Here is a 26318-nt window from a genome sequence, read left to right as displayed (position 1 = left end):
ATCCCGAGAACCGCTCCTCTGAACTAACCGGTTAAATATATGCGCCCATTGAAACAGGCAATTTATTCCAGCCGTACGGCTGACAAGTTTGTCGTACGTCTGCCAGACGGAATGCGTGAACGCATTGCCGAGGTGGCTCGCAATCATCATCGCAGCATGAACTCTGAAATCATTGCACGCCTTGAGCAAAGCCTTATTCAGGAAGGTGCGCTGGGCGAAGAGTTGAGCATGCGCCTGGACAGCCCGGAGCTGTCATTGCACGAACGCGAACTGTTGCAACGCTTCCGTCAACTTTCTCATCGCCAGCAAAACGCGCTGGTTTCACTGATCGCCCACGACGCCGAGATGGCTGCGGACGGGTCCTGATTCAGCCGAATCCTCCCAAGCCAGCTTAATTGCTGGCTTTTTTTTGGCTGAAATCCAGACCTAAAAAAACCCGCCTGGTGATGGCGGGTTTTTAAGCCTGGAGGTCAGAGCAGGAAGATAGTCGCCAGCCCCAGGAAGATGAAGAAACCACCGCTGTCGGTCATGGCGGTGATCATTACGCTAGCGCCCATTGCCGGGTCTCGACCCAGCCGAGCCAACGTCATGGGGATCAGCACCCCCATCAATGCCGCGAGCAACAGGTTGAGTGTCATGGCCGCGGTCATTACCACACCCAACGACCAGCTACCATAGAGCAGATAGGCGACGATGCCGATAACCCCACCCCAGACCAGTCCGTTGATCAGGCCTACTGCCAGCTCCTTGCGCATCAGTCGCGAGGTGTTGCCGGTGCTCACCTGATCCAGAGCCATGGCCCGGACAATCATGGTGATGGTCTGGTTACCCGAGTTACCACCAATGCCAGCCACAATCGGCATCAACGCCGCGAGTGCGACCAACTTCTCGATCGAGCCTTCGAACAGGCCAATGACTCGCGAGGCGATGAACGCAGTGATCAGATTCACTGCCAGCCAGGCCCAACGGTTACGCAGCGACTTCCAGACAGAAGCGAAGATATCTTCCTCTTCACGCAGACCTGCCATATTGAGAACTTCGTTTTCGCTCTCTTCACGAATCAGGTCGACCATTTCATCGATAGTCAGGCGACCGATCAACTTGCCGTTTTTGTCGACCACGGGCGCGGAAATCAAGTCATAACGCTCGAATGCCTGAGCGGCATCGTAAGCATCTTCATCCGGGTGGAAGCTCACCGGATCGCTGGCCATCACTTCCGCAACCTGCTTGTCAGGATCATTGACCAGCAGGCGCTTGATCGGCAGGACCCCCTTGAGCACGCCGTCGTAATCGACGACAAAGAGCTTGTCGGTATGACCGGGCAACTCTTTCAAGCGCCGCAGATAGCGCAGGACAACTTCCAGGCTGACATCCTCGCGGATTGTCACCATCTCGAAGTCCATCAACGCACCGACCTGTTCCTCGTCATAGGACAATGCGGAGCGCACGCGCTCACGCTGCTGGCCATCGAGCGTTTCCATCAGCTCGTGTACGACATCGCGTGGCAGTTCGGAAGCAAGGTCAGCCAGTTCATCGGCGTCCATGTCCCTGGCTGCCGCCAGGAGCTCATGATCGTCCATGTCGGCGATCAGGGTCTCACGGACCGAATCGGATACTTCGAGCAGGATGTCGCCGTCACGATCAGCCTTGACCAGTTGCCAAAGCGTCAGACGATCATCCAGCGGCAATGCTTCAAGGATGTAGGCCACGTCGGCGGAGTGCAGGTCATCGAGCTTGCGTTGCAGCTCGACCAGGTTTTGCCGGTGAACCAGGTTTTCGACGCGCTCGTGGTGCGGGCCCTCCTGACGGTGCGTCAGGTCTTCGACCACACGTTGGCGCTGCAACAGCTCAACGACTTGAGCGAGGCGGTCTTGCAGGCTTTCTTGCGTTTTCTTTACTTCAACTTCAGACATAGGCGAGCTCCACTCCCAGCAGCGGGGCACGCCGGGAGGATCAATCAGTCAATTCATGATTGGATAATCGGGATTTCAAATAACTCTTTAAGTAACTACTGGGTAAGTCCATGAAGGTATTCCACAAGCCCCGGCGGGGCTGACGGGCGCAATCATACACCGCCCGGAAGTTTTAAACGTTAAAAAATCGCGGCTGGAAACAAGCGCTTGCAAGACAAACCTGAGTGCGTCCTGATCCTTAAATGTGCGACGACGCATGGCGAAAAGAAAACACAGTGCCCGAGGAAAATGTAGCGACTACCCTCTTCTAGGACCGTCATGGAGGACGATTAATGCCATCGCACAGCTACTTTTTTTTCATGATCACCCTTTTGTTCCTGCAGGGCCCCGCATCAGCCACGACCATTCACCGCTGTGAAGCCCCTGACGGACATCCGACCTTTACCACCTTAAGCTGCGCCCCTGGCCATAGCCTCTCGCTGCAGGAAGTCCGCGCCTATCTGCCAGGCAGCGTGGTGCCGCTGGCACCCGAAGCGGACCCGCCCGCCACTCATCGCCCACAACCCCAGCTAACGGTGATAGGTCAACTCGAGGAAAAATGTGGAAACGTGCTCAGCCCACGAGAGCGCAGGGAGGCACTGATCAATCAGAGGATGGTGGCCGGACTGAGCCAGCAGGACGTCGAAAGCGCGCTAGGCAAACCGGACTCGATCAGTATCCGCAATTCAACCACGACCTGGCGCTACGCTGCGAAGCGAGGCCGCAGCGCAGGGGTGCAATTCGACGAAAGAGGATGCATCCCGGAAAAGGGCAAATCCCGGACGGCAAAAAGCCCGCTTTAAAGGCGGGCTTTTTGGTGTTTGGTGCACTCGACAGGATTCGAACCTGTGACCGCTCGGTTCGTAGCCGAGTACTCTATCCAGCTGAGCTACGAGTGCATTTGTGTTTTTATACCAGATCACAACTGGTTGGAGCCAAGTTATTCGCATGACTGCGAACAACTCTTAAATGGTGCACTCGACAGGATTCGAACCTGTGACCGCTCGGTTCGTAGCCGAGTACTCTATCCAGCTGAGCTACGAGTGCATTTGTTGCCGCGCATTATAGGCCGTCTAATCTCTATGTCAAACACTTTTTCTAGTAATTTCAACAACTTACCGAAAAAGCCAGATTACAACGTACTACGCAAATAATGGCGGAGAACGGGGGATTCGAACCCCCGACACCCTTTTGAGGTGTACTCCCTTAGCAGGGGAGCGCCTTCGGCCACTCGGCCAGCTCTCCGCAACACGGGGCGTATATTAACCAGCTTCTTCCCCGTTTGCAAACATAAAAAGCGATAAAAATTAATGGCTTGGTTCTTCGTCCTTCTCTTTCTTTATACGCAGGTAAATTTCCTCACGGTGGACCGCAACCTCTTTCGGGGCGTTGACACCAATACGCACTTGATTTCCTTTGACGCCGAGCACGGTCACGGTGATTTCGCCATCACCGATAATCAGGCTTTCTGCGCACCGACGAGTCAGAATCAGCATACCTTTCTCCTCACGCATTTCATTTCAGGGACAACAGTCTGCAAAAAAAAGGCACTCGACCTACAACCTGAATGGTCGCAGCCCTACATGCCTGAGTATTGACCAGCGCGAGCAAAAGAACAGCCTTGGGTCGCGCCATTCAAGAAAACAGCGGGCGCGGTCAGACCGCGCCCGTTGGCAAACGCATCACTCGCCTTGACGAGCCGGTGCGTCCAGTTCGAAAGCCGTGTGCAGAGCGCGCACAGCCAGTTCCAGGTACTTCTCTTCGATCACTACGGAGACTTTGATCTCCGAAGTCGAGATCATCTGGATGTTGATGCTTTCCTTGGCCAGGGATTCGAACATGCGGCTGGCCACGCCTGCGTGGGAGCGCATGCCGACGCCGACGATCGAGACCTTGGCGATCTTGATGTCACCCACCACTTCACGGGCACCGATCTCGCGAGCGGTGTTCTCCAGCACGGTCTGTGCGGCCTGGAAGTCGTTGCGGTGCACGGTGAAGGTGAAGTCGGTGGTGTTATCGTGCGCAACGTTCTGCACGATCATGTCGACTTCGATGTTCGCGGCACTGATCGGGCCGAGGATCTTGAACGCAACACCCGGGGTGTCTGGCACGCCACGGATGGTCAGCTTGGCTTCATCGCGATTGAAAGCGATGCCGGAAATGATCGGCTGTTCCATGGTTTCCTCTTCATCAATAGTAATGAGGGTGCCCGGACCCTCCTTGAAGCTGTGCAGTACGCGCAGCGGAACGTTGTACTTGCCGGCGAATTCCACCGCACGGATCTGCAACACCTTGGAACCGAGGCTGGCCATTTCCAGCATCTCTTCAAAGGTAATCTTGTCCAGGCGCTGGGCCACGGACACTACACGCGGATCGGTGGTGTAGACGCCATCGACGTCTGTGTAGATCTGGCACTCGTCAGCCTTCAAGGCTGCCGCCAAGGCCACACCGGTGGTGTCGGAACCGCCACGGCCGAGCGTCGTGATGTTGCCGTGCTCGTCGACGCCCTGGAAACCGGCGACGACGACCACGCGACCGGCCTTCAGGTCACCGCGAATCTTCTGGTCATCTATCTGCAAGATACGCGCTTTGTTGTGCGCGCTGTCCGTCAGAATCCGCACCTGGTTGCCGGTGTAGGACACCGCCGGCACGCCACGCTTGATCAGCGCCATGGCCAACAATGCAATCGTCACCTGTTCACCAGTGGAAACAATCACATCCAGCTCACGGGGAACCGGTTGACCGTCGCCACTGATTTGCTTGGCCAGATCGATCAGACGGTTGGTCTCGCCGCTCATTGCAGACAGCACAACCACCAGGTCATCGCCGGCTTCGCGGAACTTCTTAACCTTGTCGGCGACCTGCTCGATTCTCTCGACAGTGCCGACCGAGGTGCCTCCAAATTTCTGTACGATCAAAGCCATTTCAAAGCCGCCTCTGCCCATGAAGGGCGCCCAAATAATCACTCAAACAGCGCGCCGGCCCGCCACTAGACGACGGAGCGGAAACCCTGCCTTATAAACCCTGCTCTACAAATGGAACAGTCAGGGCCAGGGCCGCATCCAAGGCACCAGCGTCCGTACCACCGCCCTGCGCCATGTCTGGACGACCACCGCCCTTCCCGCCCACTGCTGCAGCGGCTTGCTTCATCAAATCACCGGCTTTGAGTTGGCCAGTCAGGTCTTTGGTTACGCCTGCAACCAGAACGACCTTTTCCTCATGGACACTGCCGAGCAGGATCACTGCGCGGCCGAGTTTGTTTTTCAGTTGATCGACCAGCGCCAACAGCGCCTTGCCATCCTGGCCGTCCAGACGCACGGCCAGCACTTTCACGCCCTTGACGTCCAAGGCGGAGGCCGACAGATCGTCGCCCGCCGCGCTGGCGGCCTTGGCCTGCAACTGCTCGAGTTGCTTCTCCAGCAGACGGTTGCGCTCCAGCACAGCCGACAGCTTGTCGATCAGGTTGTCGCGGCTGCCCTTGACCAGGTTAGCCGCTTCCTTGAGTTGTTCTTCTGCAGCGTTCAGGTACGCCAATGCTGCAGCGCCCGTGACCGCTTCGATACGCCGCACACCGGAAGCCACACCACCTTCGCTGATGATTTTCAGCAGACCGATGTCGCCGGTACGGTTGGCATGGATGCCGCCGCACAGCTCAACGGAGAAAGCTCCGCCCATGCTCAGCACGCGCACGTTGTCGCCGTACTTCTCGCCAAATAGCGCCATGGCGCCTTTTTTCTTGGCGGTTTCGATATCGGTTTCTTCGGTTTCAACCGCGGAGTTCTTGCGGATCTCGGCGTTGACGATGTCTTCCAGCGCTTTCAACTGCTCAGGCTTGATGGCTTCGAAGTGGCTGAAGTCAAAGCGCAGGCGCTGACTGTCGACCAACGACCCCTTCTGCTGGACGTGATCGCCCAGTACCTGGCGCAGCGCGGCGTGCAGCAAGTGAGTGGCCGAGTGATTCAACGCGGTGGCGTGGCGTACTTCGGCATCGACGTGAGTGTCCACCGGCGCGCCAATGGTCAGGCTGCCCGAGGCCAGGACACCGTGGTGCAGGAAAGCACCGCCGGTCTTGGTGGTGTCGCGCACGTCGAAGCGAGAGTTACCCGCCTGAAGGAAACCGCAGTCACCAATCTGGCCGCCGGACTCGGCATAGAAAGGCGTCTGATTGAGAACGATCACGCCCTCTTGGCCTTCACTCAATACGTCGACTGACTGGCCGTCTTTATAGATGGCGACAATTTTCGCCGAACCACTGGTGGCCTTGTAGCCGGTGAACTCGGTGGCTACGTCGACCTTGACCAGCGTGTTGTAGTCCAGACCAAACGAGCTGGCGGAACGTGCACGGACGCGCTGGGCTTCCATTTCACGTTCGAAGCCGGCTTCGTCGACAGTCAGGCTGCGCTCGCGGGCGATGTCCGCGGTCAGGTCCATAGGAAAGCCGTAGGTGTCGTAGAGTTTGAACACCACGTCGCCCGGTACCACGGTGCCTTTGAGTTCCAGCAGATCCTGCTCGAGGATCTTCAGACCGTGCTCCAGGGTCTTGGAGAACTGCTCTTCTTCGGCCTTGAGCACGCGTTCAATATTGCTCTGCTGCTGCTTCAGTTCCGGGAAGGCTTCGCCCATCTCGGCGACCAGTGCCGCGACGATCTTGTAGAAGAAGCTGCCGGTCGCGCCCAGCTTGTTACCGTGGCGGCATGCACGACGAATGATCCGACGCAGCACATAGCCGCGACCTTCGTTGGACGGCAGTACGCCGTCGGCGATCAGGAAACCGCACGAACGAATGTGGTCGGAAACAACCTTGAGCGAAGACTGGTCGCCATTTTCGCAACCGATTGCTTCAGCCGATGCCTTGAGCAGGTTCTTGAACAGGTCGATGTCATAGTTGGAGTTTACGTGCTGCATCACCGCACTGATCCGCTCCAGGCCCATGCCGGTGTCCACCGACGGCGCTGGCAACGGATGTAACACGCCATCGGCGGTGCGGTTGAACTGCATGAACACGTTGTTCCAGATCTCGATGTAACGGTCGCCGTCTTCTTCAGGTGAGCCCGGTGGGCCGCCCCAGATGTGGTCGCCGTGATCGTAGAAAATCTCGGTGCAAGGACCGCACGGGCCGGTATCGCCCATGGTCCAGAAATTGTCGGAGGCGTAAGGTGCACCTTTGTTGTCGCCAATGCGGATCATGCGCTCGGCCGGAACGCCAACCTGCTGGGTCCAGATGTCGTAGGCCTCGTCGTCCGAGGCGTAAACCGTTACCCAGAGTTTGTCCTTGGGCAGCTTCAGGACACCGGTCAGGAAGGTCCAGGCGTAGGTGATCGCGTCGTGCTTGAAATAGTCACCGAAGCTGAAGTTACCGAGCATTTCAAAAAACGTGTGGTGACGAGCGGTATACCCGACGTTTTCCAGGTCACTGTTCTTGCCACCGGCACGCACGCACTTCTGGCTGCTGGTCGCACGGGTGTACGCACGCTTTTCCTGGCCCAGAAAGCAGTCCTTGAACTGGTTCATCCCCGCGTTAGTGAACAGCAGGGTTGGGTCGTTGCCCGGAATCAAAGAGCTGGAGGCTACACGGGTGTGGCCTTGCTCTTCGAAGAAGCGAAGGAAGGCTTCACGGATTTCTGCGCTTTTCATTAGGTTCTTCCACGGAGGCTGCGGCCAAAGGCCTGTTCGAAACGTCAACAGACGAAGCGACGGCAAAGGGCCGCATTATATCGGCCCTGCGCGCGGGGTACAGCGTGTTTATACGATAGAAACGGTCAATTGGACTGCTAACGCTGTCAGTTGCGTGAAAACTCGACGAATGCCGCGATCACCTGTTCGATCCCGGCGCGATCGACGTCCATGTGCGTGACCATTCTCAGCCGCCCAGCAGCACTGAGCCGGATGCCGCGCTCAGCGGCAAAGGCCTTGAAGGCCTCGGCCCGGTCGCCCATCTGCACGTAAACCATGTTGGTCTGTACGGGCTCGACTTCGTAACCGGCCTGGAGCAGCCCGTCTGCGAGGAATTGCGCGTTGGCATGGTCGTCGGCCAGACGCTTGACGTTGTTATCCAAAGCATACAGGCCCGCCGCCGCCAGCAGCCCGGCCTGGCGCATGCCTCCGCCGACCATCTTGCGCAGGCGCCGCGCCTTGCCGATCAACTCGGCCGAACCACACAGCACCGAACCGACCGGTGCGCCCAGGCCCTTGGAAAGGCACACCGATACGGAGTCGAAGTGCTGGGTGATCTCCCGGGCATCCACCCCCAGCTTGACCGCCGCGTTGTACAGCCGCGCGCCGTCCAGGTGCAAGGCCAGCCCATGCTCAAGGGTGAAGGCCCGGGCCCGCGCAAGGTATTCCAGGGGCAAGACTTTGCCCTGCATGGTGTTTTCCAGCGCCAGCAAACGGGTGCGGGCAAAATGGAAGTCGTCCGGTTTGATCGCAGCGGCGACATCAGCCAGGTCCAACGAGCCATCGGCCTGGACTTCCAGCGGCTGCGGCTGGATCGACCCCAGTACTGCCGCGCCGCCACCCTCGTACTTGTAGGTGTGGGCCTGCTGACCAACGATGTATTCATCACCCCGAGCACAATGCGCCAACAATCCCAGCAGATTGCTCATGGTTCCGGTGGGGACGAAGAGTGCTGCGGCAAAACCCAGGCGTTTAGCCAATTCGGCCTCCAGGTGGTTGACCGTCGGATCTTCGCCATAGACGTCGTCACCGGTAGCGGCAAGGGTCATCGCGCCGAGCATTGCGGCGGTCGGTTGGGTGACGGTGTCGCTGCGAAGATCGATAACACTCATGAATCTGGCCTCGTTAAGCAGGGGAAATCCCTTTCAGACAGGGATTACTGCGGTCATGCCGACGATTAATCAACCCTAGCGTGGGAAAAAACACAAACCCGCTCCCACAGGGTTACGCGTCGACTTTGGCTATACGCGACGCAAAAATTTGTGTTAAAAACGCAGCGCCGCCAACTTTTATGGCGGCAAACGTTCTCAGGGCGGGGTGCAACTCCCCACCGGCGGTAATTGCGCGCAATGCGCATAGCCCGCGAGCGCTTGGTGGCAGTCCCGGCTTCGGCGGCACTGGCGGCAAGGTCAGCAGACCCGGTGTGATCCCGGGGCCGACGGTCATAGTCCGGATGAAGAGAGAACGGGATTGGCGCCAAAGGGCCGTCCGCCCGCATTCGTGCGAGCGCGCGCACCCTTAAATCCCATTCGATTCATATGCCCTGTTTTTCACACAAACAGGAGTCAGAACATGCAACCCACCGCAATCGACAGCAAAAGCAAAAACCATCAGGGCGAGCGCGTCGCGTTCATCCAGGCCTGCTGGCACAAAGATATCGTCGCCCAGAGCCGTAAAGGTTTCCTGGCCGAAATGATTGCCCAGGGTTACCAGGAATCCGACATCGACTTATTCGAAGTGGGCGGTGCCTTTGAAATGCCCCTGCACGCCAAGCTGCTGGCCAAGACCGGACGTTATGCCGGCATCGTCGCCGCGGCCCTGGTGGTGGACGGCGGTATTTACCGTCACGAGTTCGTCGCCCAGTCGGTGGTCAGTGGCCTGATGCAGGTTCAACTGGAAACCGAAGTGCCGGTGTTCTCGGTGTCCCTGACCCCGCATCACTTCCATGCCGGTGAAGAACACCATAAGTTTTTCTTCGAGCACTTTGTGCACAAGGGCCAGGAAGCGGCGAAGACCTGTGCCGATACGCTGCACAAGATACGGGCGTTGCGTCGCGCCGAGCCGCGGGCGTTGGCCGTATAAACACTCACCCGGCAATGGGTTGAATGTTTCGCCCCCCCCCCAAAAACCACTGTAGGAGCGAGCTTGCTCGCGATGGTCGTGAACGATAACGCGGGAAGCCTGACTCCCGTGGCGTTCTCGGGCTCATCGCGAGCAAGCTCGCTCCTACAGTGGCTGGATGCGAACGTCAGGCCAGGTTTTCGTCGGTCGTCGGCACGATCAGGATACCGGCGCGCAGGCCGTTCTTGACCTTGGGGTTGGGGAAGATGATCCGGGCCCCTTCCTCCTCGATGATCCAGCGGGTCTGGGCGATGTCTTCGGCCAGCAAATAACCCACTTCCAATTCCGAGAAGTTCTCGACGTCCGCTGGCAGGTTCAAGCGGAAGCCGTCGCTGTGCTTGATGATTTCCCGGGCCACGCTGAACAGCTGCAGGCCGTCCAGTGAGGCCTCGGCCAGCTCCGGTTCGTTGCCTTCGATGACTTGCTTGAGCCGGGTCTCCAGGCGATCGACATTGACCCCGTCGTTGTGCCCGAACGGTCGTGCCTTGCCCAATTCCAGGGTGAAAGACTCGGCGCCCAGCTTGTCGTAGGTGTACGAGCTGAACACGATCGACGGCTTGTTCTGCAGCAGCACCGCTTCCATCCCGGCCGCGCGCAAACGCGCCAGCTCCTTGCGCGAATGCTGGCGATCTTCCTTCCAGGGGTACAAGGCGAATTGTTCGATCTTCGAACCACGGATGGCGGTGTGCAGGTCGTAGTGCAAGCGCTCGCGGTCCGGCAGACTGAAAAAGCTTGCTGCCAGGCGCTCCAGCTCACAGGCGCGCAGGGCCTCGGAACCGCTGCTTTGTTCGTGCCGGCCGTTGAACAGCCGATTGACGTCCTGCTCGATGAAACGCTCGCCTTTGCGAATCGCTTCCGGGTTGCCGAACAGGAACAGAATACGCGTGCGCGGCTTCAGATCACCGCGGGCGATTTCATGCAACAGGCGATCGAGCAGTTCGATCGGCGCTGTTTCGTTGCCATGGATACCGGCTGACAGCAGCAGGTCCAGGCCATTGTCGCGAGCTTCCGGGGGCCGGACTTCCAGCGCCCCCTCGCTCAGCCAGCGCATCCGCACGCCTTCGACAGTCAGTTGAGTCTTCTCCGCCGGTTCGCGGCCGGCGAGGGTCAGTTCAAGCAGTTTGCCGAGGGCGAGCATAGAGCGACTTCCTTAATGGTCGTGATTGCAATCCGGGCCGTGCACGTGTTCTTCGTCGTCGCCGAGGTCAGCCGGTTCCATTTCCAGTTGCAGACTTACCAGATTAGTCGCCAATGGGCGCAGCAGCAGGTTGGCGTATTCGGCATCACCTTCTTCGACGTCCACGCCGATCAGCAACTGGCCACGACCATCCTGCTGGATCCACAGCTCTTTGCCTTGCCACATGACCGCGACGCGGGTGCAGGAGGTTTCCAGTTGCGTGCCGTCGGTGTCTTCAAGGATCAGCTGCAGGGTATCGCTCATGTTTTTTTACGCTCTCTAAAGGAGATGAAGCGGCGCATGCAGCGCCGACTTTCAATTGATCTGGAATGGATAAACCGCGCCCAGTTTAAGGATTTGCGTCAGTTCATCCAGTGCCGTCCGGCATTCAAGCAGCAATTGCGGGTCCGCAAGATCGCTCTCGGCCATGCGGTCGCGGTAGTGCTTGTCGACCCATTCGGTCAGCGAGCCGTACAACGGTGCGGTCATGATAACGCCTGGGTTGACTGCCGCCAGTTCCGTTTCATTCAAAGCGACGCGCAACCTCAGGCAAGCCGGGCCACCACCGTTCTGCATGCTTTGTTTCAAGTCGAAGACTTTTACTTCGCGAATAAGACCGCCAGAGCTGGTCAGGCCCTGCAGGTATTGCCATACCCGCTCATTGCCGCGGCATTCTTCCGGCACGATCAGTAACATCGAGCCATCAGGACGCGTCAGAAGCTGGCTGTTGAACAGGTAGGAGCGAACTGCGTCTTCCACGGCGACCGCTGAACGCGGTACGCAGATCGACTGAAAATTCCCACCTGCCTTGGCTAGTTTTCCCTGCAGCTCAGCGAGCATCTGCTCGGTGTCGAGGAACGCGTCCTCGTGATAGAACAGCACCTCGCCGTTACCGACCGCGATCACGTCATTGTGGAATACACCCTGGTCGATCACCGACGGGTTCTGCTGACCGTAAACCACCGCGTCGTCACTCAGCCCGTGCAAACGGGCTACGGCCTGGGACGCTTCGAGGGTCTGGCGTGCCGGGTACTTCTGCGGTGCCGGGTAACGGGTATCGAAGGCGCTGCGGCCGAACACGAAAAACTCGACGCCGGCTTCGCCGTATTCACGGCAGAAACGCGTGTGGTTGGCTGCGCCTTCATCGCCGAACTGCGCCACCGCCGGCAAGGCGGCGTGGTGAGCGAAGTGCTTCTGATCGGCGAACATCGCCCCCAGTACGCGACTGGTGGTCGGGTGTTCGATGCTGCGGTGGTATTTGCAGTTGAGGTTGGCCGCCGTGAAATGCACGCGACCATCGGCAGTATCGGCGCTCGGGCTGACAGTGGCGGCGTTGGCCACCCACATGCTCGACGCCGAGCAGCTGGCGACCAGCAATGGCATCGCTTCCTTAGCCGCGCGCTCGATCACTTGCGCGTCGGTGCCGCTGAATCCCAGGCGACGCAGGGCTGCCACATCAGGCCGCTCCTGAGGTGCAAGGACGCCTTGCTGAAAGCCCATTTCCATCAGTGCTTTCATTTTCGCCAGGCCTTGCAGCGCAGCTTCCTTCGGGTTCGAAGACTGCTGGCTGTTGCTCTGGGACGCGACGTTGCCGTAGGACAGGCCGCCGTAGTTATGGGTCGGCCCCACTAGACCGTCAAAATTGACTTCATAGGATTTCATCAGCGAGGCTCCACGAGAATTCTGTTGTTAGGCTTCAGTAACCGGATTTGAGACCGAGGCGTGGCCATCGCCAGCAGGCTGGCTCCCACAGGGATTGCGTCGTACACACATTGTGTAAACACCACCGAACCTGTGGGAGCCAGCCTGCTGGCGATTGGCATCACGCCATTTTCACGCCAGGCGTGAGGGCGGCAGGCAAGGTCAGGCTCGGCGTTTCCAGCGACGCCACCGGGTACGCGCAGTAATCTGCCGCGTAATAGGCGCTGGCACGATGGTTACCCGAGGCACCCACTCCGCCGAACGGCGCACTGCTGGCCGCGCCCGTCAGTTGCTTGTTCCAGTTGACGATACCGGCCCGACTTTGCAGCCAGAACTGCTGGTAACGCGCTTCGGAGTCCGAGAGCAGACCGGCGGCAAGGCCATATTCGGTGTCGTTGGCCTCGGCGATCGCCGCTTCGAAGTCAACGTAGCGAATCACTTGCAGCAGCGGTCCGAACAGTTCTTCGTCGGGACGCTCGGCCACGGCCGTCACATCCAGAATGCCTGGGGTCAGCAAGGCCGCCTGAGCCTGTGGCTGAGCCATTTCCAGTAGTGCGATGGCACCATTCGCCAGCAGATGCGCTTGCGCATCCATCAGGGATTTGGCCGCGCCCAAAGAAATCACCGAGCCCATAAACGGCGCCGGTTGCTGATCAAACGCGCCCACTTCGATGGTCGAAGTGACCGCCACCAGGCGTGCCAGCAACGAGTCGCCCCAGGCGCCCTGGGGCACCAGCAAGCGACGCGCGCAGGTGCAACGCTGGCCGGCAGAAATGAACGCCGACTGAATGATGGTGTAGACCGCCGCATCCAGGTCAGCCACCTGGTCAACCACCAGTGGATTGTTACCGCCCATCTCCAGCGCCAGGATCTTGTCCGGACGACCGGCGAACTGCTGGTGCAGGTGATTGCCGGTGCGACTCGAACCCGTAAAGAACAGGCCATCGATGCCAGGGTTCGCCGCCAGGGCAATCCCGGTTTCGCGAGCACCCTGCAGTAAGTTCAATACGCCAGACGGCAGACCGGCTTCGATCCAGCATTTGACCGTCAGCTCGGCGACTTTCGGCGTCAGCTCGCTCGGTTTGAACAGCACGCTGTTACCGGCCAGCAAGGCGGGCACGATGTGACCGTTAGGCAGGTGACCGGGGAAGTTGTAAGGCCCGAACACCGCGACCACGCCGTGTGGCTTGTGTCGCAGCACCGCGGTCGCATCGCCCAGTGGCCCACTCTTCTCACCGGTGCGCTCGCGGTAGCTCTGAACCGAAATGGCAATCTTGTTGACCATGCTGGTCACTTCAGTTGCCGACTCCCACAGGGGTTTGCCGGTTTCCTCGCCGATGGTCCGAGCTAGCTCGTCAGCGTGATTTTTCAAGGCGGCGGCAAAGGCCTCCAGCACGCTGATGCGCTCGTCCAGGGTGCGTCGGGCCCAGCCCGGGAACGCCTGGCGCGCCGCTTGCACGGCGGATTCCACCTGGGCAGCGCTGGCGCCTTCACCGGACCACAGCACTTGCTGGGTCACCGGGTTCAGCGACTGGAACGCTTCGCCCTGGCCAGACAGCCACTCACCTGCAATGTATAGCGAATTCATTATTTCGACTCCCGGGCAGCGGACAACGGAACGGCGCGCACCTGATCGCCGGCATTGAGTTGAAGGCGTTTGGCGGTCAGTGGATCGACCACCAGGGTGCCGGCGGCGAAGCGTGCAGGCGCTGCAGTGATCCGGCAGTCTTCGCGCTTGCGGTTGTGGATCAGGAAAGGCGTGGCATCGTCACCTGGCGTGCCGATGGCCAGCACCAGCGGCTGGCTATCGCGCACCGCGCGGATCTTCGTGGTTTCGCACTCCACTGCCGGGCCTGCGTCGAAGATGTCGACGTAGCCCTGGTAGCTGAATCCTTCGCTCTTGAGCATGGCCAGTGCCGGCTCGGTGTCCGGGTGAACCTGGCCAATGATGTTGCGCGCATCCGGCGACAGGAAGCAGGTGTACAACGGAAATTTGGGCATCAGTTCGGCGATGAAAGCCTTGTTGCCGACGCCGGTCAGATAGTCCGCCTGGCTGAATTCCATCTTGAAGAAATGCCGTCCCAGGCTTTCCCAGAATGGCGAACGTCCGGCTTCATCAGACATGCCACGCATCTCGGCGATGATCTTGTTGCCGAACAGCTGCGGGAATTCGGCGATAAACAGCATCCGCGCCTTGGCCAGCATGCGCCCGTTGAGGCCGCTGCGGTAATCGGCATGCAGGAACAACGAGCACAGCTCGGAGTTGCCGGTCAGGTCGTTGGCCAGGAACAGCGTCGGAATCTCGCGATAGATGTTCAGCTCTTGCGAAGCGCTAACCGTCAAGCCAACCCGGAAGTTGTACCAGGGCTCACGCAAACCGACGGCGCCGGCGATGGCGGAAATGCCCACCACGCGACCGTCGTCATCTTCGAGCACGAACAGGTAGTCCGCATCGCCCCGCCCGGCTTCTCCGCGAAAGGTCTTCTCGGCCCAGCCGACACGGTGGGCCAACCGCTCTTCATTGGCTGGCAGGGTGGTCAGGCCAGTGCCAGTGCTGCGGGCCAGGTCGATCAGAGCGGGTAAATCGCTGCTGCATACGGGACGAACGATCATGCTATCTCCTCAGTCGGGCCGCTTGCGCCACCCGCGAAACTTCGCTGCTATCTAGGCAATTCTTTCCAGGCGTGGCAGCGGGGTTAAACCGCCACCAGGCGGACGCTGGCACCTTCACCGACGCCCAGGGCTTCGGCTGCTTCCAGATCCAGGGTCACTGGTTTGCCCGGCGCATAATCGAGCTCAAGTAACACGGCACGGTAATCCTGCAACTGGGCGTTGGCCACCAGGTACTGGCGACCGACACCTTTGGCCGGCTCGCCGATTTTCACGGGCACCACGCGACTCTGGGCGATAGAGCGGATCCCTGAGACGCGAGCATGCAGGGTCGGGCCGCCGTCGAAAATGTCGATGTAATGATCGGTCTCGAAGCCTTCGCGCATCAGGATGTCGAAGGTGATCTGCGCCCGCGGGTGCACTTGGCCCATCGCTTCCTGGGCGGAGTCCGGCAGCAACGGCACGTAGATCGGGTAATGCGGCATCAGTTCGGCGAGGAACGTGCGGCTTTTCAGCCCGCACAGGCGCTCCGCTTCGGCGTAGTTGAGGTCGAAGAAGTTGCGTCCAATGGCATCCCAGAATGGCGAGTCGCCGTTTTCGTCGCTGTAGCCGACGATCTCGGTCACCACGGAATCGGCAAACCGCTCCGGGTGGCTGGCCACGAACAACAGGCGACCACGGGAGTTGAGCTCGGCCCACGGCGACCCTACCAACTCGCGCTGCACGTAGAAACTGGTCAGCAAGCTGTTGCCGGTCAGGTCATGGCACTGCGACAGCACGTGAATCTTGTTATGAATCTTCAGCTCGCGGGAAGCGTGCACGAAGGTTTCATTGCGAAAACTGTAGAACGGTTCCGAATAACCGGCCGAGGCGACGATGGCCGAACAGCCGGCCAGCTTGCCAGTGGCGGTGTCTTCAAGGACGAAGAAATAGCTTTCCTCGCCGTTGAAGCTGACTTCGGCGGCGAACGACGCTTCGCTCGCGGCAATCTTGTCGCTCAGGCGTTCGACGTCATCCGGCAGGGAAGTGACACCAATCGGGCTGTCCGCAGCCAGACGCTGTACCTCGCCCAGATCAGCCATTTGCGCGGGGCGCATCACCAGCATGGTGTCACTCCTTAATCTCAGAACTTACAAAAGAAAAAATCCCGGGCCATCCCTGAAACAACTCAGAGTCAACTGTGGGAGCCAGCCTGCTGGCGATAGCGTCCTGTCAGGCAACAATGATGTTGGCTGTCAGGCCCTCATCGCCAGCAGGCTGGCTCCCACAGTTTGATTCGGTCCGGCATAAAAATTGGGATCGACGCCTGAACGCTCAGGCGCCGAAAGGTCTATCAGGCTTGCGTCAACTTCGCCGCAGCGCGCTCGAAGCGATCCAGGCCGGCATCGATATCGGCATCTTCAACCACCAGGCTCGGGGCGAAACGAATCACGTCCGGGCCCGCCTGCAGAATCATCAGGCCTTCTTTTTCAGCGGCGTTGAAGATGTCCTTGGCTTTGCCTTTCCAGGCGTCATTCAGCACGCAGCCGATCAACAGCCCCAGGCCCCGCACCTGGGTGAACAGGCCGTACTTCTCGCCGAGCTGCTCAAGGCGCGCCTTGAATTTGTCGTGCTTGGCATTGACGCCGGCCAGCACTTCAGGGGTGTTGATCACGTCGATCACCGCTTCCGCGACCGCACACGCCAGCGGGTTGCCGCCGTAGGTGGTGCCGTGGGTGCCGACGACCAGGTGCTTGGCCAGCGCTTCGGTCGTCAGCATCGCCGCGATCGGGAAACCGCCGCCCAGGCTCTTGGCGCTGGTCAGAATGTCCGGTGTCACGCCGTAATGCTGGTAGGCGAACAACTTGCCGCTGCGGCCCATGCCGGTTTGTACTTCATCGAACACCAGTAGCGCGTCATGTTCGTTGCACAGCTCGCGAGCGCCTTGCAAGTAGGCCAGCTCGGCCGGCAGCACGCCGCCCTCGCCTTGAATCGGCTCAAGCACCACCGCGCAAGTCTTGTCGGAAACCGCAGCCTTCAAAGCGGCCAAGTCGTTATAAGGCACGTGAGTGATACCAGTGATCTTCGGACCGAAACCGTCGGAATACTTCGACTGGCCACCGACGTTGACGGTGAACAAGGTGCGACCGTGGAAGCTGTTCAATGCCGCGATGATTTCGTACTTCTCGCTACCGAAACGATCAAACGCGACGCGACGCGCCAGCTTGAACGCAGCCTCGTTGGCCTCGGCGCCGGAGTTGCAGAAAAACACGCGCTCGGCAAAGGTGGCGTCGATCAGCTTATGCGCCAGGCGCAGCGCCGGCTCATTGGTGAACACGTTGGACACGTGCCATAGCTTGTTCGCCTGTTCTGTCAGGGCACCGACCAGCGCTGGATGAGCGTGGCCCAATACGTTAACGGCAATCCCACCAGCAAAATCGATCAACTCGCGGCCGGACTGGTCCCACACGCGGGAACCGGCGCCACGCACCGGAATGAATGCGGCAGGCGCATAGTTGGGAACCATTACCTGGTCAAAATCGGCGCGTTCTACCGCAGCGTGCTCAACGGACATCGGAGTCTCCTGAAGAGGAACACCCGCCTGGAACTGGCGAGCGATGGGGGGATTGTAGGGAGAGTTTTCGCCTTGGCCTTGCCGCCAAGCGACAACTTCTTATAGCGCAAACCCCGGTTTCAACCGGGTTTACGGCAATGCGACATATAGCTTCGCAAAGGCGCAGTTTAAACGCTGCAGGGGATTGATACAGTGGGGTAACGCATTTGATTGGATTGCCAGCGGGGGGCTTGCGCGGCCGTCAGCCGCGCTCGGAAGGTGCCGACGACAATTCGAACGGACTGCTGCTGCGCCGCTGGTTGCGATCTTCCCGTGGCGTGGCACCAAAGAAGTTGCGGTAGGCGCTGGAGAAATGCGGCCCCGAGGAGAAGCCACAAGACAGGCCGATCTGGATGATCGACTTGCTGGTTTGCATCAGCATCTGCCGGGCCTTGTTCAGGCGCAGCTCCAGATAGTACTGGCTGGGCACGCGGTTGAGATATTGCTTGAAGATGCGCTCCAGTTGCCGGCGGGACACACACACATGCTGGGCGATTTCGTCAGTGGTCAGCGGCTCTTCGATGTTAGCTTCCATCAGCAACACCGCCTGGGTGAGCTTCGGATGGCTGGAGCCCAAGCGGTTCTGCAACGGAATGCGCTGGCGCTCACCGCCTTCGCGAATACGCTCGACCACCAGCTCCTCGGAAACCGCACCGGCCAGTTCCGCACCGTGATCACGAGCCAATACCGCCAGTAGCAAATCGAGTACCGAGAGGCCGCCGCACGCGGTGAGGCGATCGCGATCCCAATCGAAAAGATGACTGGTGGCGATGACTTTGGGGAAGCGCTCGGCGAAATCGTCCTGCCAGCGCCAGTGCACGGCGGCGCGATAACCATCGAGCAAACCCAGTTGGGCCAATGGGTAGACACCGGCGGACAGACCACCGATGACACAACCGGCTCGCACCAGCTGTTTCAACGAACTGCTGAGTGCCGGCGCGAGCGTGGTCGGTGGCTCGTCAGCGAGCAAAAACAGCTTCTGAAAGTTTTCCATCTTGCCGGCCCAGGGCTCACCCGGCAATTGCCAGGCGCCTTCGGCCGGCGGCTCGGCCTGCAGGAAGGACAGTTCGTAGACGACGTCCGGATGCACACGCTGGGCAACACGCAAGGCCTCCTCAGCCAGCGCAAGCGTCAGTGCTTTAGTGCTGGGCCAAATCAGGAAACCAATTCGATGGGCAGTCATGGCGGGCAATCCGAAACGAAAACAGTGATGAAGGCATGGGCCAATGCTAGCCCGAAAATGAACGCAGTTCTCAAAACCAGCAAAGAGCCTGTGGGAGCTGGCTTGCCAGCGATAGCGGTGTGTCTGTGCCGCAGATGCAAACTGACCCAACGCTATCGCTGGCAAGCCAGCTCCCACAGAGAATCGGGGCCGGCTTCTGGATTGCGAAGCATGCACTATCGCGGTGCACAACGGCAGCCCTGATTACTTCAGACTACCCGAGAGGAACTGTTGCAGGCGTTCGGACTGTGGATTGACCAGTACTTCCCGCGGATCACCGCTTTCTTCGACGATGCCCTTGTGCAGGAACACCAACTGGTTCGACACCTCGCGGGCGAAGCCCATTTCGTGGGTCACCACCACCATGGTCCGGCCTTCCAGCGCCAGGGCCTGCATGACTTTCAGCACGTCGCCGACCAGTTCCGGGTCAAGGGCTGAAGTCGGTTCGTCGAACAGCATCACCTCCGGCTCCATCGCCAGCGCACGGGCGATCGCCACGCGCTGTTGTTCGCCGCCGGACATGTGGCCTGGGTAGGCCTCCTTGCGATGCGCAACGCCCACCTTATTGAGGTAGTGCTCGGCCTTCTCGCGGGCTTCAGCCTTGGACATGCCCAGCACGTGCACCGGCGCTTCCATGATGTTTTCCAGTGCGGTCATGTGCGACCACAGGTTGAAATGCTGGAACACCATCGACAGGCGCGAACGCATGCGCTGCAGCTGTTTCGGATCGGCGGCTTTCATCGCGCCGTCCTTGTTCGCCACCAGCTTCAGCTCTTCATTGTTGAGCAGAATCCGCCCGGCGTGAGGCTGTTCCAGCAAGTTGATGCAGCGCAGGAAAGTACTTTTACCGGAGCCACTGGAGCCGATGATGCTAATCACATCGCCAGCCGCCGCCTTCAGGGACACGCCCTTGAGCACTTCGTGACTGCCATAGCGTTTATGCAGGTCTTGGACTTCAAGTTTGTACATGCGGTCGGTTCTCACAAAAACAGTCAGTCAGTCGTTAAGCAAGCGCCCGTGACGCAGCGCTTCGCGCCCCGCCACCTTGGCCAGCCAGAAACCGGGTTGGGCATAACGCAGCCGTTCAATGGCAAACAACACCCCGGACGTACCAGCACACACCGTGCTGACCCGATCCGCCAGCGGATCGATCACTTCGAAAATCTCGTCACCGGCCTCGACCCACTCGCCGGGCTTGCGCAAAAAGCTGATCACCCCAGGGTGCGGTGCGAACAGCAATTCAGTGCCTTCAAAAGGCATGCCTTCGCAGGCGTCCCGGCCAGCCTTGGGCCACTCACCGTTGATCAGGCCCTGCTCAGCCAGGAACGCGAGGATGCCTTCAGCATAAGCTTGTGCTTCCACGCGACCGGTATCAGCCTGCCCCCCCAGTTCGATGGTCGTCGCCAGGCACGCCAATGGAATCTGCGCCCCGGGGAACAGACGCGACAGACGCAACCACGGAAGCGAGCAGGCCTCGTCGAACGAACTGCCGCCGGAATCTTCCGCCAGCAAACCCACCTTTACGTCCAGGTGCGCGGCGAGCGAACGCCACTGTGGCCAATGCTGCGGCAAGGCGTACATGTGCAGCGCCGCTTCAGCATCGCAATGCAGGTCCAGCACCACATCGGCCGTGCAGGCATGGCTGAGCAGGACGCGCTGCATGCCTTGCAGCTGGCTCGAAGCCGGCGGCAATGCGTCGAGCGCATCGCTCATGGCCTGGCGAATAAGACGAATATTGGCGTGGGCATCATCGCCCAGGCGGCCTTGCACAGCAGCCGCCACCGGCGCGCTCAGCTCGACAAAATCGCGGTTGAAATTCTTGCCGCTGCCGGCTTCGAAACGCCCTTGATGACTGCCCTGAAGCAACTGCCCAAGCCCCAGCGGGTTGGCCACCGGCACCAGTTCAATCACGCCGTTGAGCAAGCCTTGGGCTTCGAGTTCGCCCAGGCGCTTTTTCAGCTCCCAGGCAGTGCGCATTCCCGGCAGTTCGTCGGCGTGCAGGCTGGCCTGGATATAGGCCTTGCGCTCGCCGCTACCGAAGCGGAACACCGAAATCTGGCGTTCGCTGCCCAGGTGACTCCACGGCAATGGGTGATCGATGCGTTCCATATCAGTGCTTCCGCGGGGCCAGATAGCCCAGCCAGCGGCGCTCGGCCATCTTGAACAGGCGCACCAGGATGAACGTCAGGCACAGGTAGAACACACCGGCAGTGATGTACGCCTCGAACGGCAGGTAATACTGGGCGTTCACGGTCCGCGCTGCACCGGTGATGTCGATCAGGGTCACGATGGAGGCCAGGCTCGTGGTCTGCAGCATCATGATCACTTCGTTGCTGTACTGCGGCAGTGCCCGGCGCAGGGCCGACGGCAGCAGGATGCGCTTGTACATTTTATAGCGCGACATGCCCATGGCCTTGGCCGCCTCGATCTCGCCGTTCGGCGTGGCGCGCAGGCTACCAGCGATGATCTCGGCGGTATAGGCACTGGTATTGATCGCAAAAGCCAGGCACGCACAGAACGTCGCGCTGGACAGCCACGGCCACAGGAAGCTTTCGCGTACGGCTTCGAACTGCGCCAGGCCGTAGTAGATCAGGAACAGCTGCACCAGCATCGGCGTGCCGCGGATCACGTAGGTGTAAAGCCAGGCGCTCATGTTCACGACCGAGTTCTTCGAGACGCGCATCAAGCCCAGGGGCAACGCACACAGCAGGCCGAAAAACAGCGACAGGCCAAGCAATTTCAGGGTGGTCAGCAGGCCGCCGAGGTACAGCGGCAAGGCCTCCCAGATGACGTTGTAGTCGAAGATCATAGATCAGCCGCCCTTACGCCTACCGAGTAGCGCTTCTCAAGTTGACGCAGTATCAGTAACGAAACGCTGGTGATCACCAGGTACATCGCCGCCACTGCGAGGAAGAAGGTGAAAGGCTCGCGGGTGGCATCTGCCGCCTGCTTGGCCTTGAACATCATGTCTTGCAAACCCACCACCGAAATCAACGCGGTGGCCTTGGTCAGGACCAGCCAGTTGTTGGTGAACCCCGGAATCGCCAGGCGAATCATCTGCGGGACCAACACCCGGAAGAACACTTGAAAACTGCTCATGCCGTACGCCATGCCCGCCTCGGCCTGACCCTTCGGGATCGCCATGAAGGCGCCGCGGAAGGTTTCCGACAGATACGCACCGAAGATGAAGCCCAGGGTACCGATACCGGCAGCCAGCGGGTTCAAGTCGATGTAATCGTCAAAACCGAGCATCGGTGCCACGCGATTGAGCAGGTCCTGGCCGCCATAGAAAATCAGCAGGATCAGTACCAGGTCGGGAATGCCGCGAATGACCGTGGAATACAGATCGCCCAGCCAGGCAAGCCAGCGCACCGGCGACAGACGCAATGCAACGCCGATCAGCCCCAGAACGATGGCCAGGGCCATGGACGACAAGGCGAGCTGAAGCGTCAGCCATGCGCCATCGAGGATGACAGCCCCGTAGCCTTTCAACATGATTCAGGTCCTCGAAAGTTGGGATGAAAAAATGGCGCAAACCTCAGAGATCCTGTTGCTTGCGCCATTTCGGACTTGTCGCCGGGACGTTGTTACTCGCTGTAGATATCGAAGGCGAAGTATTTGTCCTGGATTTGCTTGTACTTGCCATTGTCGCGGATGGCAGTGATCGCGGCGTTGATCTTGTCTTTCAACGCGTCACCCTTGCGCACTGCGATGCCTACGCCGTCGCCGAAGTATTTGACGTCGGTGAAGGCCGGGCCTACGAACGCAAAACCTTTGCCGGCGTCGGTTTTCAGGAAACCGTCGTCCAGCAAGGTCGCGTCTGCCACGGTACCGTCCAGACGGCCAGCGGCCACGTCGAGGTAGATTTCGTTCTGCGAACCGTACGGCTTGATCTCGGCACCCAGCGGGGCCAGTACCTCACGGGCGAAACGCTCGTGGATCGAACCACGCTGCACGCCGATGTTCTTGCCCTTGAGTTCGGTCAGGCCATCGCTGACCTGAGTGCCGGCCTTCATGACCAGGCGCGCCGGGGTGTTGTAGTACTTGTTGGTGAAGTCCACGGACTTCTTGCGGTCTTCGGTGATCGACATGGACGACAGGATCGCGTCGATCTTGCGCACCTTGAGTGCCGGGATCAGACCGTCGAACTCTTGCTCGACCCACACGCACTTGACCTTCATCTCTTCGCACAGGGCGTTGCCGATGTCGTAGTCGAAACCGACGATGCTGCCATCCGGCGCCTTGGAGGCGAACGGAGGGTAAGCCGCTTCGATACCGATCTTCACCGGCTTTTCGTCAGCGAAGGTAGGCAGGGACAGCACGGACAGTGCCAGGGCGCCAAGCAGCACGAGTTTCTTCATCTTGGTACTCCATCGGTATAGGGCTAAAAGGCAGAGTGAGCGACAGCCCAATATGCGAATGAGTAAAACCGGAAAGCGGTTGCTGCGTCGTAGGAATCGCGCGCTGTTTTCAACGCGAACGACGACGAGCGAGTGATCGGCATTCTAACGACAGGCCGGAAGTCGATATTTCTTCAATGCGACAACAAATTACAGAAGCACCGAGAATGCCGCCTTGGCACGTTGACAGCCTTGCAATTTCATGCAAGGACAAAAGACAGTGAACCGATACATACTGCAAGTTGCGGGCCTATTATTGGCAAAGCCTTCTAATCCGGCAAGCTTGGCGTTAAGTCTTATTTTTCGGGGCCGTTTTACCGGCCCTGAAATGGCGCATTGCGTTTCCCATCGCCCCGCATCGGAGCGCGCGGTTACACATTCAGTTACTTGAGAGGCAGTGGGTAACAGTGCCGATAATTATTGGGCGATGGTTCATCGGCGCCCGGTCTGGCCTCATCGCGGGCAAGCCCGCCCCCCCACAGGTAATCGTGGCGAACATGAAATCCCCCGGCAACAAAGAACCCCTGTGGGAGCCGGGCTTGCCCGCGATGACGCCAGACCTGACACCACAAACCCACCAGCCAAAAAAAACCCCACCAGGCTCAACACCTGGCAGGGCTTCGATGACTTAAAACGCTACTTAAGCCACATTCATCGTCTTGTGCGTATCAATCAAATGCTGCACCACACCCGGATCCGCCAGGGTCGAAATATCCCCCAACCCATCGTACTCAGCCGTAGCGATCTTGCGCAGAATCCGCCGCATGATTTTTCCCGAACGGGTCTTCGGCAGCCCCGGCGCCCACTGGATCACGTCCGGCGAGGCAATCGGGCCGATCTCTTTACGCACCCAGTTCTTCAACTCCAGGCGCAACTGCTCGCTCGGCTCTTCGCCGCCAATCAAGGTCACATACACATAAATACCCTGACCCTTGATGTCGTGCGGCACACCCACCACGGCCGCCTCGGCGACTTTCGGGTGAGCAACCATCGCGCTCTCGATCTCGGCGGTACCCATGCGGTGGCCGGAAACGTTCAGCACGTCATCCACACGACCGGTGATCCAGTAGTAACCGTCCTCGTCACGACGCGCACCGTCACCGGTGAAGTACATGCCACGGAAGGTCTTGAAGTAGGTATCGACGAACCGGTCGTGATCGCCATAGAGGGTGCGCGCCTGGCCCGGCCACGAATCGAGAATCACCAGGTTGCCTTCAACGGCACCTTCGAGAATGTTGCCCAGATTGTCCACCAGTGCCGGCACCACCCCAAAGAACGGACGAGCCGCCGATCCAGGCTTCAAGGCATGCGCGCCCGGCAGCGGGCTCATCATGTTGCCGCCAGTTTCGGTCTGCCACCAGGTGTCGACGATCGGGCAGCGCGACTGGCCGACTTTCTTGTAATACCAATCCCAGGCTTCCGGGTTGATCGGTTCACCCACCGAGCCCAGCAGGCGCAGGCTGCTGCCGTCAGCGCCTTCGACTGCAGCGTTACCCGCCGCCATCATCGCGCGGATAGCAGTTGGCGCGGTGTAGAGGATGTTGACCTTGTGCTTGTCGACGATCTTCGCCACCCGGGTGATGTCCGGATAGTTCGGCACGCCTTCGAACAATACGGTGGTCGCACCGTTGGCCAGTGGGCCGTAGACAATGTAGGTGTGGCCGGTGACCCAGCCGACGTCGGCGGTGCACCAGTAGATTTCACCCGGACGGTAGTCGAACACGCGCTCGTGGGTCATCGCCGCGTACAGCAAGTAACCGCCAGTGGTGTGCTGCACGCCTTTAGGCTTGCCGGTGGAACCGGAGGTGTAAAGGATGAACAGCGCTTCTTCGGCACCCATCTCTTTCGGCGCGCAGACACTGCCCGCCACTTTCATCAAATCTTCGTACCAGATGTCGCGATGCTGGTTCCACTTGATGCTGCCACCGGTGCGCTTGCACACGATGACCTTCTGAATGCTGCTGGTTTCCGGGTTGGTCAGCGCGTCGTCGACGTTGGACTTGAGGGGGATCTTCTTGCCCGCACGAATGCCTTCGTCAGCGGTAATCACCACCTTGGATTTGCAATCGATAATGCGACCGGCCAGGGCTTCCGGTGAGAAACCACCGAATACTACCGAGTGAATCGCGCCGATCCGCGTGCACGCCAGCATGGCGACAACGGCCTCGGGAATCATCGGCATATAGATAGTCACCACGTCGCCACGATGCACATCCTGGCCGCGCAAGGCGTTGGCGAACTTACAGACCTCTTCGTGCAACTCTCGGTAGGTAATGTTGCGGCTTTCGGCAGGGTCATCGCCTTCCCAGATGATCGCAACCTGATCGCCGCGCTCGGCCAGGTGACGGTCCAGGCAGTTGTAGGAAACGTTCAAGGTGCCATCGGCGAACCACTTGATATCGACGTGGTGATCGTCGAAGGAGGTCTGCTTCACCGTGGTGAAAGGCTTGATCCAGTCGAGGCGCTTGGCTTGCTCGCGCCAGAAGCCGTCCGGGTTGACGACCGACTGCTGGTACATGGCCTTGTAGGTTGCCTCGTCGGTCAGCGTGTTGGCTGCTACCTCGGGACGAACGGGATACAGGGAAGCCGCACTCATCTTTCTTACCTCGGTGGAATAGTTGTTTTTGTATGCCCCTGTTGTAGCCCGGGGCGGGCCTATAGAACCATTCGACGATGGTAGTAACAAGCCCCTACAAATTGCCCTGACAATCCCCTTTATTCGCCTGCCCCCCCAATCCCGTGGCCCCGCACACCCCGTAGGAGGCTGCGATCTTTTGATCTTTCGGGGGATTGTTACGGGAATCGAGAAAGGTGTTTATCAAAAGCATGGGTATATGAATCCACCCCCCACGCCTAAAATCCCTCTCGC

22 protein-coding genes, 3 tRNA genes and 1 riboswitch are annotated in these 26318 nt (G+C 59.5%); of the genes, 3 read left to right on the top strand and 22 right to left on the bottom strand.

Annotated features, from left to right (window positions below):
• The first annotated feature begins 39 nt into the window (after window positions 1–39).
• Window positions 40–366 carry an Arc family DNA-binding protein gene (locus L9059_RS15775; RefSeq protein WP_247291926.1) on the top strand — a complete coding sequence of 109 codons (327 nt, stop codon included), beginning with the start codon at window positions 40–42 and terminating at the stop codon, window positions 364–366.
• Between the two features lie 104 nt (window positions 367–470).
• Here the strand turns inward: L9059_RS15775 and mgtE are convergent, their stop codons facing one another.
• Entirely contained in the window at window positions 471–1913 is a 1443-nt protein-coding gene (mgtE, locus tag L9059_RS15770) for a magnesium transporter (RefSeq protein WP_247291925.1), read from the bottom strand.
• Between the two features lie 332 nt (window positions 1914–2245).
• On the opposite strand from mgtE, the gene L9059_RS15765 reads away from it, so the two are divergent.
• Window positions 2246–2755 carry a cell envelope protein SmpA gene (locus L9059_RS15765; protein WP_247291924.1) on the top strand — a complete coding sequence of 170 codons (510 nt, stop codon included), beginning with the start codon at window positions 2246–2248 and terminating at the stop codon, window positions 2753–2755.
• 19 nt (window positions 2756–2774) lie between these two features.
• On the opposite strand, the gene L9059_RS15760 is transcribed toward L9059_RS15765, so the two are convergent.
• From L9059_RS15760 to ltaE, 7 genes are all read right to left on the bottom strand, one after another.
• Window positions 2775–2851: transfer RNA gene (locus tag L9059_RS15760), tRNA-Arg, on the bottom strand.
• A 71-nt stretch (window positions 2852–2922) separates the two neighbouring features.
• A tRNA-Arg gene (locus L9059_RS15755) sits at window positions 2923–2999 on the bottom strand.
• Window positions 3000–3106: 107 nt separating this feature from the next.
• A tRNA-Ser gene (locus L9059_RS15750) sits at window positions 3107–3197 on the bottom strand.
• 62 nt (window positions 3198–3259) lie between these two features.
• Entirely contained in the window at window positions 3260–3448 is a 189-nt protein-coding gene (gene csrA / locus L9059_RS15745; protein WP_002554426.1) for a carbon storage regulator CsrA, read from the bottom strand.
• Between the two features lie 186 nt (window positions 3449–3634).
• Window positions 3635–4876 carry an aspartate kinase gene (locus L9059_RS15740; RefSeq protein ID WP_247291923.1) on the bottom strand — a complete coding sequence of 414 codons (1242 nt, stop codon included), beginning with the start codon at window positions 4874–4876 and terminating at the stop codon, window positions 3635–3637.
• Between the two features lie 91 nt (window positions 4877–4967).
• Window positions 4968–7586 carry an alanine--tRNA ligase gene (gene alaS, locus L9059_RS15735; RefSeq protein WP_247291922.1) on the bottom strand — a complete coding sequence of 873 codons (2619 nt, stop codon included), beginning with the start codon at window positions 7584–7586 and terminating at the stop codon, window positions 4968–4970.
• A 146-nt stretch (window positions 7587–7732) separates the two neighbouring features.
• The gene (gene ltaE, locus L9059_RS15730; protein WP_247291921.1) at window positions 7733–8737 is read right to left on the bottom strand and encodes a low-specificity L-threonine aldolase; all 1005 of its coding nucleotides are present in this window, start codon (window positions 8735–8737) and stop codon (window positions 7733–7735) included.
• A gap of 187 nt (window positions 8738–8924) precedes the next feature.
• Window positions 8925–9095, top strand: a riboswitch (FMN riboswitch).
• A gap of 102 nt (window positions 9096–9197) precedes the next feature.
• Here ltaE and L9059_RS15725 point away from each other — a divergent pair.
• Window positions 9198–9707, top strand: coding sequence for a 6,7-dimethyl-8-ribityllumazine synthase (locus L9059_RS15725; protein ID WP_247291920.1), 510 nt, complete (start codon window positions 9198–9200; stop codon window positions 9705–9707).
• A gap of 166 nt (window positions 9708–9873) precedes the next feature.
• Here the strand turns inward: L9059_RS15725 and astE are convergent, their stop codons facing one another.
• The 14 genes from astE to acs form a co-directional block, all read right to left on the bottom strand.
• Window positions 9874–10884: a succinylglutamate desuccinylase gene (gene astE, locus L9059_RS15720; RefSeq protein WP_247291919.1), complete on the bottom strand. Its 1011-nt coding sequence runs from the start codon at window positions 10882–10884 to the stop codon at window positions 9874–9876.
• 12 nt (window positions 10885–10896) lie between these two features.
• Window positions 10897–11187, bottom strand: coding sequence for a hypothetical protein (locus L9059_RS15715; RefSeq protein WP_045057447.1), 291 nt, complete (start codon window positions 11185–11187; stop codon window positions 10897–10899).
• A gap of 51 nt (window positions 11188–11238) precedes the next feature.
• Entirely contained in the window at window positions 11239–12585 is a 1347-nt protein-coding gene (gene astB, locus L9059_RS15710) for an N-succinylarginine dihydrolase (protein WP_247291918.1), read from the bottom strand.
• A gap of 160 nt (window positions 12586–12745) precedes the next feature.
• Complete coding sequence (gene astD / locus L9059_RS15705) at window positions 12746–14215, bottom strand: succinylglutamate-semialdehyde dehydrogenase (protein ID WP_247291938.1); 1470 nt, start codon at window positions 14213–14215, stop codon at window positions 12746–12748.
• Window positions 14212–15237 carry an arginine N-succinyltransferase gene (astA, locus tag L9059_RS15700; protein WP_247291917.1) on the bottom strand — a complete coding sequence of 342 codons (1026 nt, stop codon included), beginning with the start codon at window positions 15235–15237 and terminating at the stop codon, window positions 14212–14214. The genes astD and astA overlap by 4 nt, the downstream gene beginning before the upstream one ends.
• An 83-nt stretch (window positions 15238–15320) precedes the next feature.
• Entirely contained in the window at window positions 15321–16340 is a 1020-nt protein-coding gene (aruF, locus tag L9059_RS15695; RefSeq protein WP_247291916.1) for an arginine/ornithine succinyltransferase subunit alpha, read from the bottom strand.
• A gap of 227 nt (window positions 16341–16567) precedes the next feature.
• On the bottom strand, window positions 16568–17788 hold the full coding sequence (locus L9059_RS15690) for an aspartate aminotransferase family protein (RefSeq protein WP_247291915.1): 1221 nt from the start codon (window positions 17786–17788) through the stop codon (window positions 16568–16570).
• A gap of 241 nt (window positions 17789–18029) precedes the next feature.
• Window positions 18030–19010 (bottom strand): GlxA family transcriptional regulator, encoded by a 981-nt coding sequence (locus tag L9059_RS15685; protein ID WP_247291914.1) that lies wholly within the window; start codon window positions 19008–19010, stop codon window positions 18030–18032.
• A gap of 243 nt (window positions 19011–19253) precedes the next feature.
• Complete coding sequence (locus tag L9059_RS15680; protein WP_247291913.1) at window positions 19254–20018, bottom strand: ABC transporter ATP-binding protein; 765 nt, start codon at window positions 20016–20018, stop codon at window positions 19254–19256.
• Window positions 20019–20045: 27 nt separating this feature from the next.
• On the bottom strand, window positions 20046–21158 hold the full coding sequence (locus L9059_RS15675; RefSeq protein ID WP_247291912.1) for a M14 family metallopeptidase: 1113 nt from the start codon (window positions 21156–21158) through the stop codon (window positions 20046–20048).
• A gap of 1 nt (window position 21159) precedes the next feature.
• Window positions 21160–21858 (bottom strand): ABC transporter permease, encoded by a 699-nt coding sequence (locus L9059_RS15670; protein ID WP_247291911.1) that lies wholly within the window; start codon window positions 21856–21858, stop codon window positions 21160–21162.
• Entirely contained in the window at window positions 21855–22544 is a 690-nt protein-coding gene (locus L9059_RS15665; RefSeq protein WP_247291910.1) for an ABC transporter permease, read from the bottom strand. The genes L9059_RS15670 and L9059_RS15665 overlap by 4 nt, the downstream gene beginning before the upstream one ends.
• Before the next feature lie 92 nt (window positions 22545–22636).
• Window positions 22637–23410, bottom strand: a complete 774-nt coding sequence (locus L9059_RS15660; protein WP_247291909.1) for an ABC transporter substrate-binding protein — start codon at window positions 23408–23410, stop codon at window positions 22637–22639.
• 679 nt (window positions 23411–24089) lie between these two features.
• Window positions 24090–26045: an acetate--CoA ligase gene (acs, locus tag L9059_RS15655; RefSeq protein WP_247291908.1), complete on the bottom strand. Its 1956-nt coding sequence runs from the start codon at window positions 26043–26045 to the stop codon at window positions 24090–24092.
• Window positions 26046–26318: the final 273 nt, after the last annotated feature.

Origin of the sequence: Pseudomonas violetae, from assembly GCF_023072615.1 — a bacterium.
GTDB classification, from domain to species: Bacteria; Pseudomonadota; Gammaproteobacteria; order Pseudomonadales; family Pseudomonadaceae; genus Aquipseudomonas; species Aquipseudomonas violetae.
Note: the sequence above shows the minus strand (reverse complement) of the source record. Positions and strands in the feature narration are given on the sequence as shown.

Coding starts and splice junctions, on each gene's coding strand:
- L9059_RS15675 (WP_247291912.1), bottom strand. CDS start 21,158: ATGGAACGCATCGATCACCCATTGCCGTGGAGTCACCTGGGCAGCGAA.
- aruF (WP_247291916.1), bottom strand. CDS start 16,340: ATGCTGGTGATGCGCCCCGCGCAAATGGCTGATCTGGGCGAGGTACAG.
- L9059_RS15725 (WP_247291920.1), top strand. CDS start 9,198: ATGCAACCCACCGCAATCGACAGCAAAAGCAAAAACCATCAGGGCGAG.
- L9059_RS15665 (WP_247291910.1), bottom strand. CDS start 22,544: ATGTTGAAAGGCTACGGGGCTGTCATCCTCGATGGCGCATGGCTGACG.
- L9059_RS15690 (WP_247291915.1), bottom strand. CDS start 17,788: ATGTCCGTTGAGCACGCTGCGGTAGAACGCGCCGATTTTGACCAGGTA.
- csrA (WP_002554426.1), bottom strand. CDS start 3,448: ATGCTGATTCTGACTCGTCGGTGCGCAGAAAGCCTGATTATCGGTGAT.
- L9059_RS15740 (WP_247291923.1), bottom strand. CDS start 4,876: ATGGCTTTGATCGTACAGAAATTTGGAGGCACCTCGGTCGGCACTGTC.
- astA (WP_247291917.1), bottom strand. CDS start 15,237: ATGATCGTTCGTCCCGTATGCAGCAGCGATTTACCCGCTCTGATCGAC.
- acs (WP_247291908.1), bottom strand. CDS start 26,045: ATGAGTGCGGCTTCCCTGTATCCCGTTCGTCCCGAGGTAGCAGCCAAC.
- L9059_RS15670 (WP_247291911.1), bottom strand. CDS start 21,858: ATGATCTTCGACTACAACGTCATCTGGGAGGCCTTGCCGCTGTACCTC.
- ltaE (WP_247291921.1), bottom strand. CDS start 8,737: ATGAGTGTTATCGATCTTCGCAGCGACACCGTCACCCAACCGACCGCC.
- alaS (WP_247291922.1), bottom strand. CDS start 7,586: ATGAAAAGCGCAGAAATCCGTGAAGCCTTCCTTCGCTTCTTCGAAGAG.
- astB (WP_247291918.1), bottom strand. CDS start 12,585: ATGAAATCCTATGAAGTCAATTTTGACGGTCTAGTGGGGCCGACCCAT.
- L9059_RS15660 (WP_247291909.1), bottom strand. CDS start 23,410: ATGAAGAAACTCGTGCTGCTTGGCGCCCTGGCACTGTCCGTGCTGTCC.
- astE (WP_247291919.1), bottom strand. CDS start 10,884: ATGCTCGCCCTCGGCAAACTGCTTGAACTGACCCTCGCCGGCCGCGAA.
- mgtE (WP_247291925.1), bottom strand. CDS start 1,913: ATGTCTGAAGTTGAAGTAAAGAAAACGCAAGAAAGCCTGCAAGACCGC.
- L9059_RS15715 (WP_045057447.1), bottom strand. CDS start 11,187: ATGAGCGATACCCTGCAGCTGATCCTTGAAGACACCGACGGCACGCAA.
- L9059_RS15685 (WP_247291914.1), bottom strand. CDS start 19,010: ATGACTGCCCATCGAATTGGTTTCCTGATTTGGCCCAGCACTAAAGCA.
- L9059_RS15680 (WP_247291913.1), bottom strand. CDS start 20,018: ATGTACAAACTTGAAGTCCAAGACCTGCATAAACGCTATGGCAGTCAC.
- L9059_RS15775 (WP_247291926.1), top strand. CDS start 40: ATGCGCCCATTGAAACAGGCAATTTATTCCAGCCGTACGGCTGACAAG.
- L9059_RS15765 (WP_247291924.1), top strand. CDS start 2,246: ATGCCATCGCACAGCTACTTTTTTTTCATGATCACCCTTTTGTTCCTG.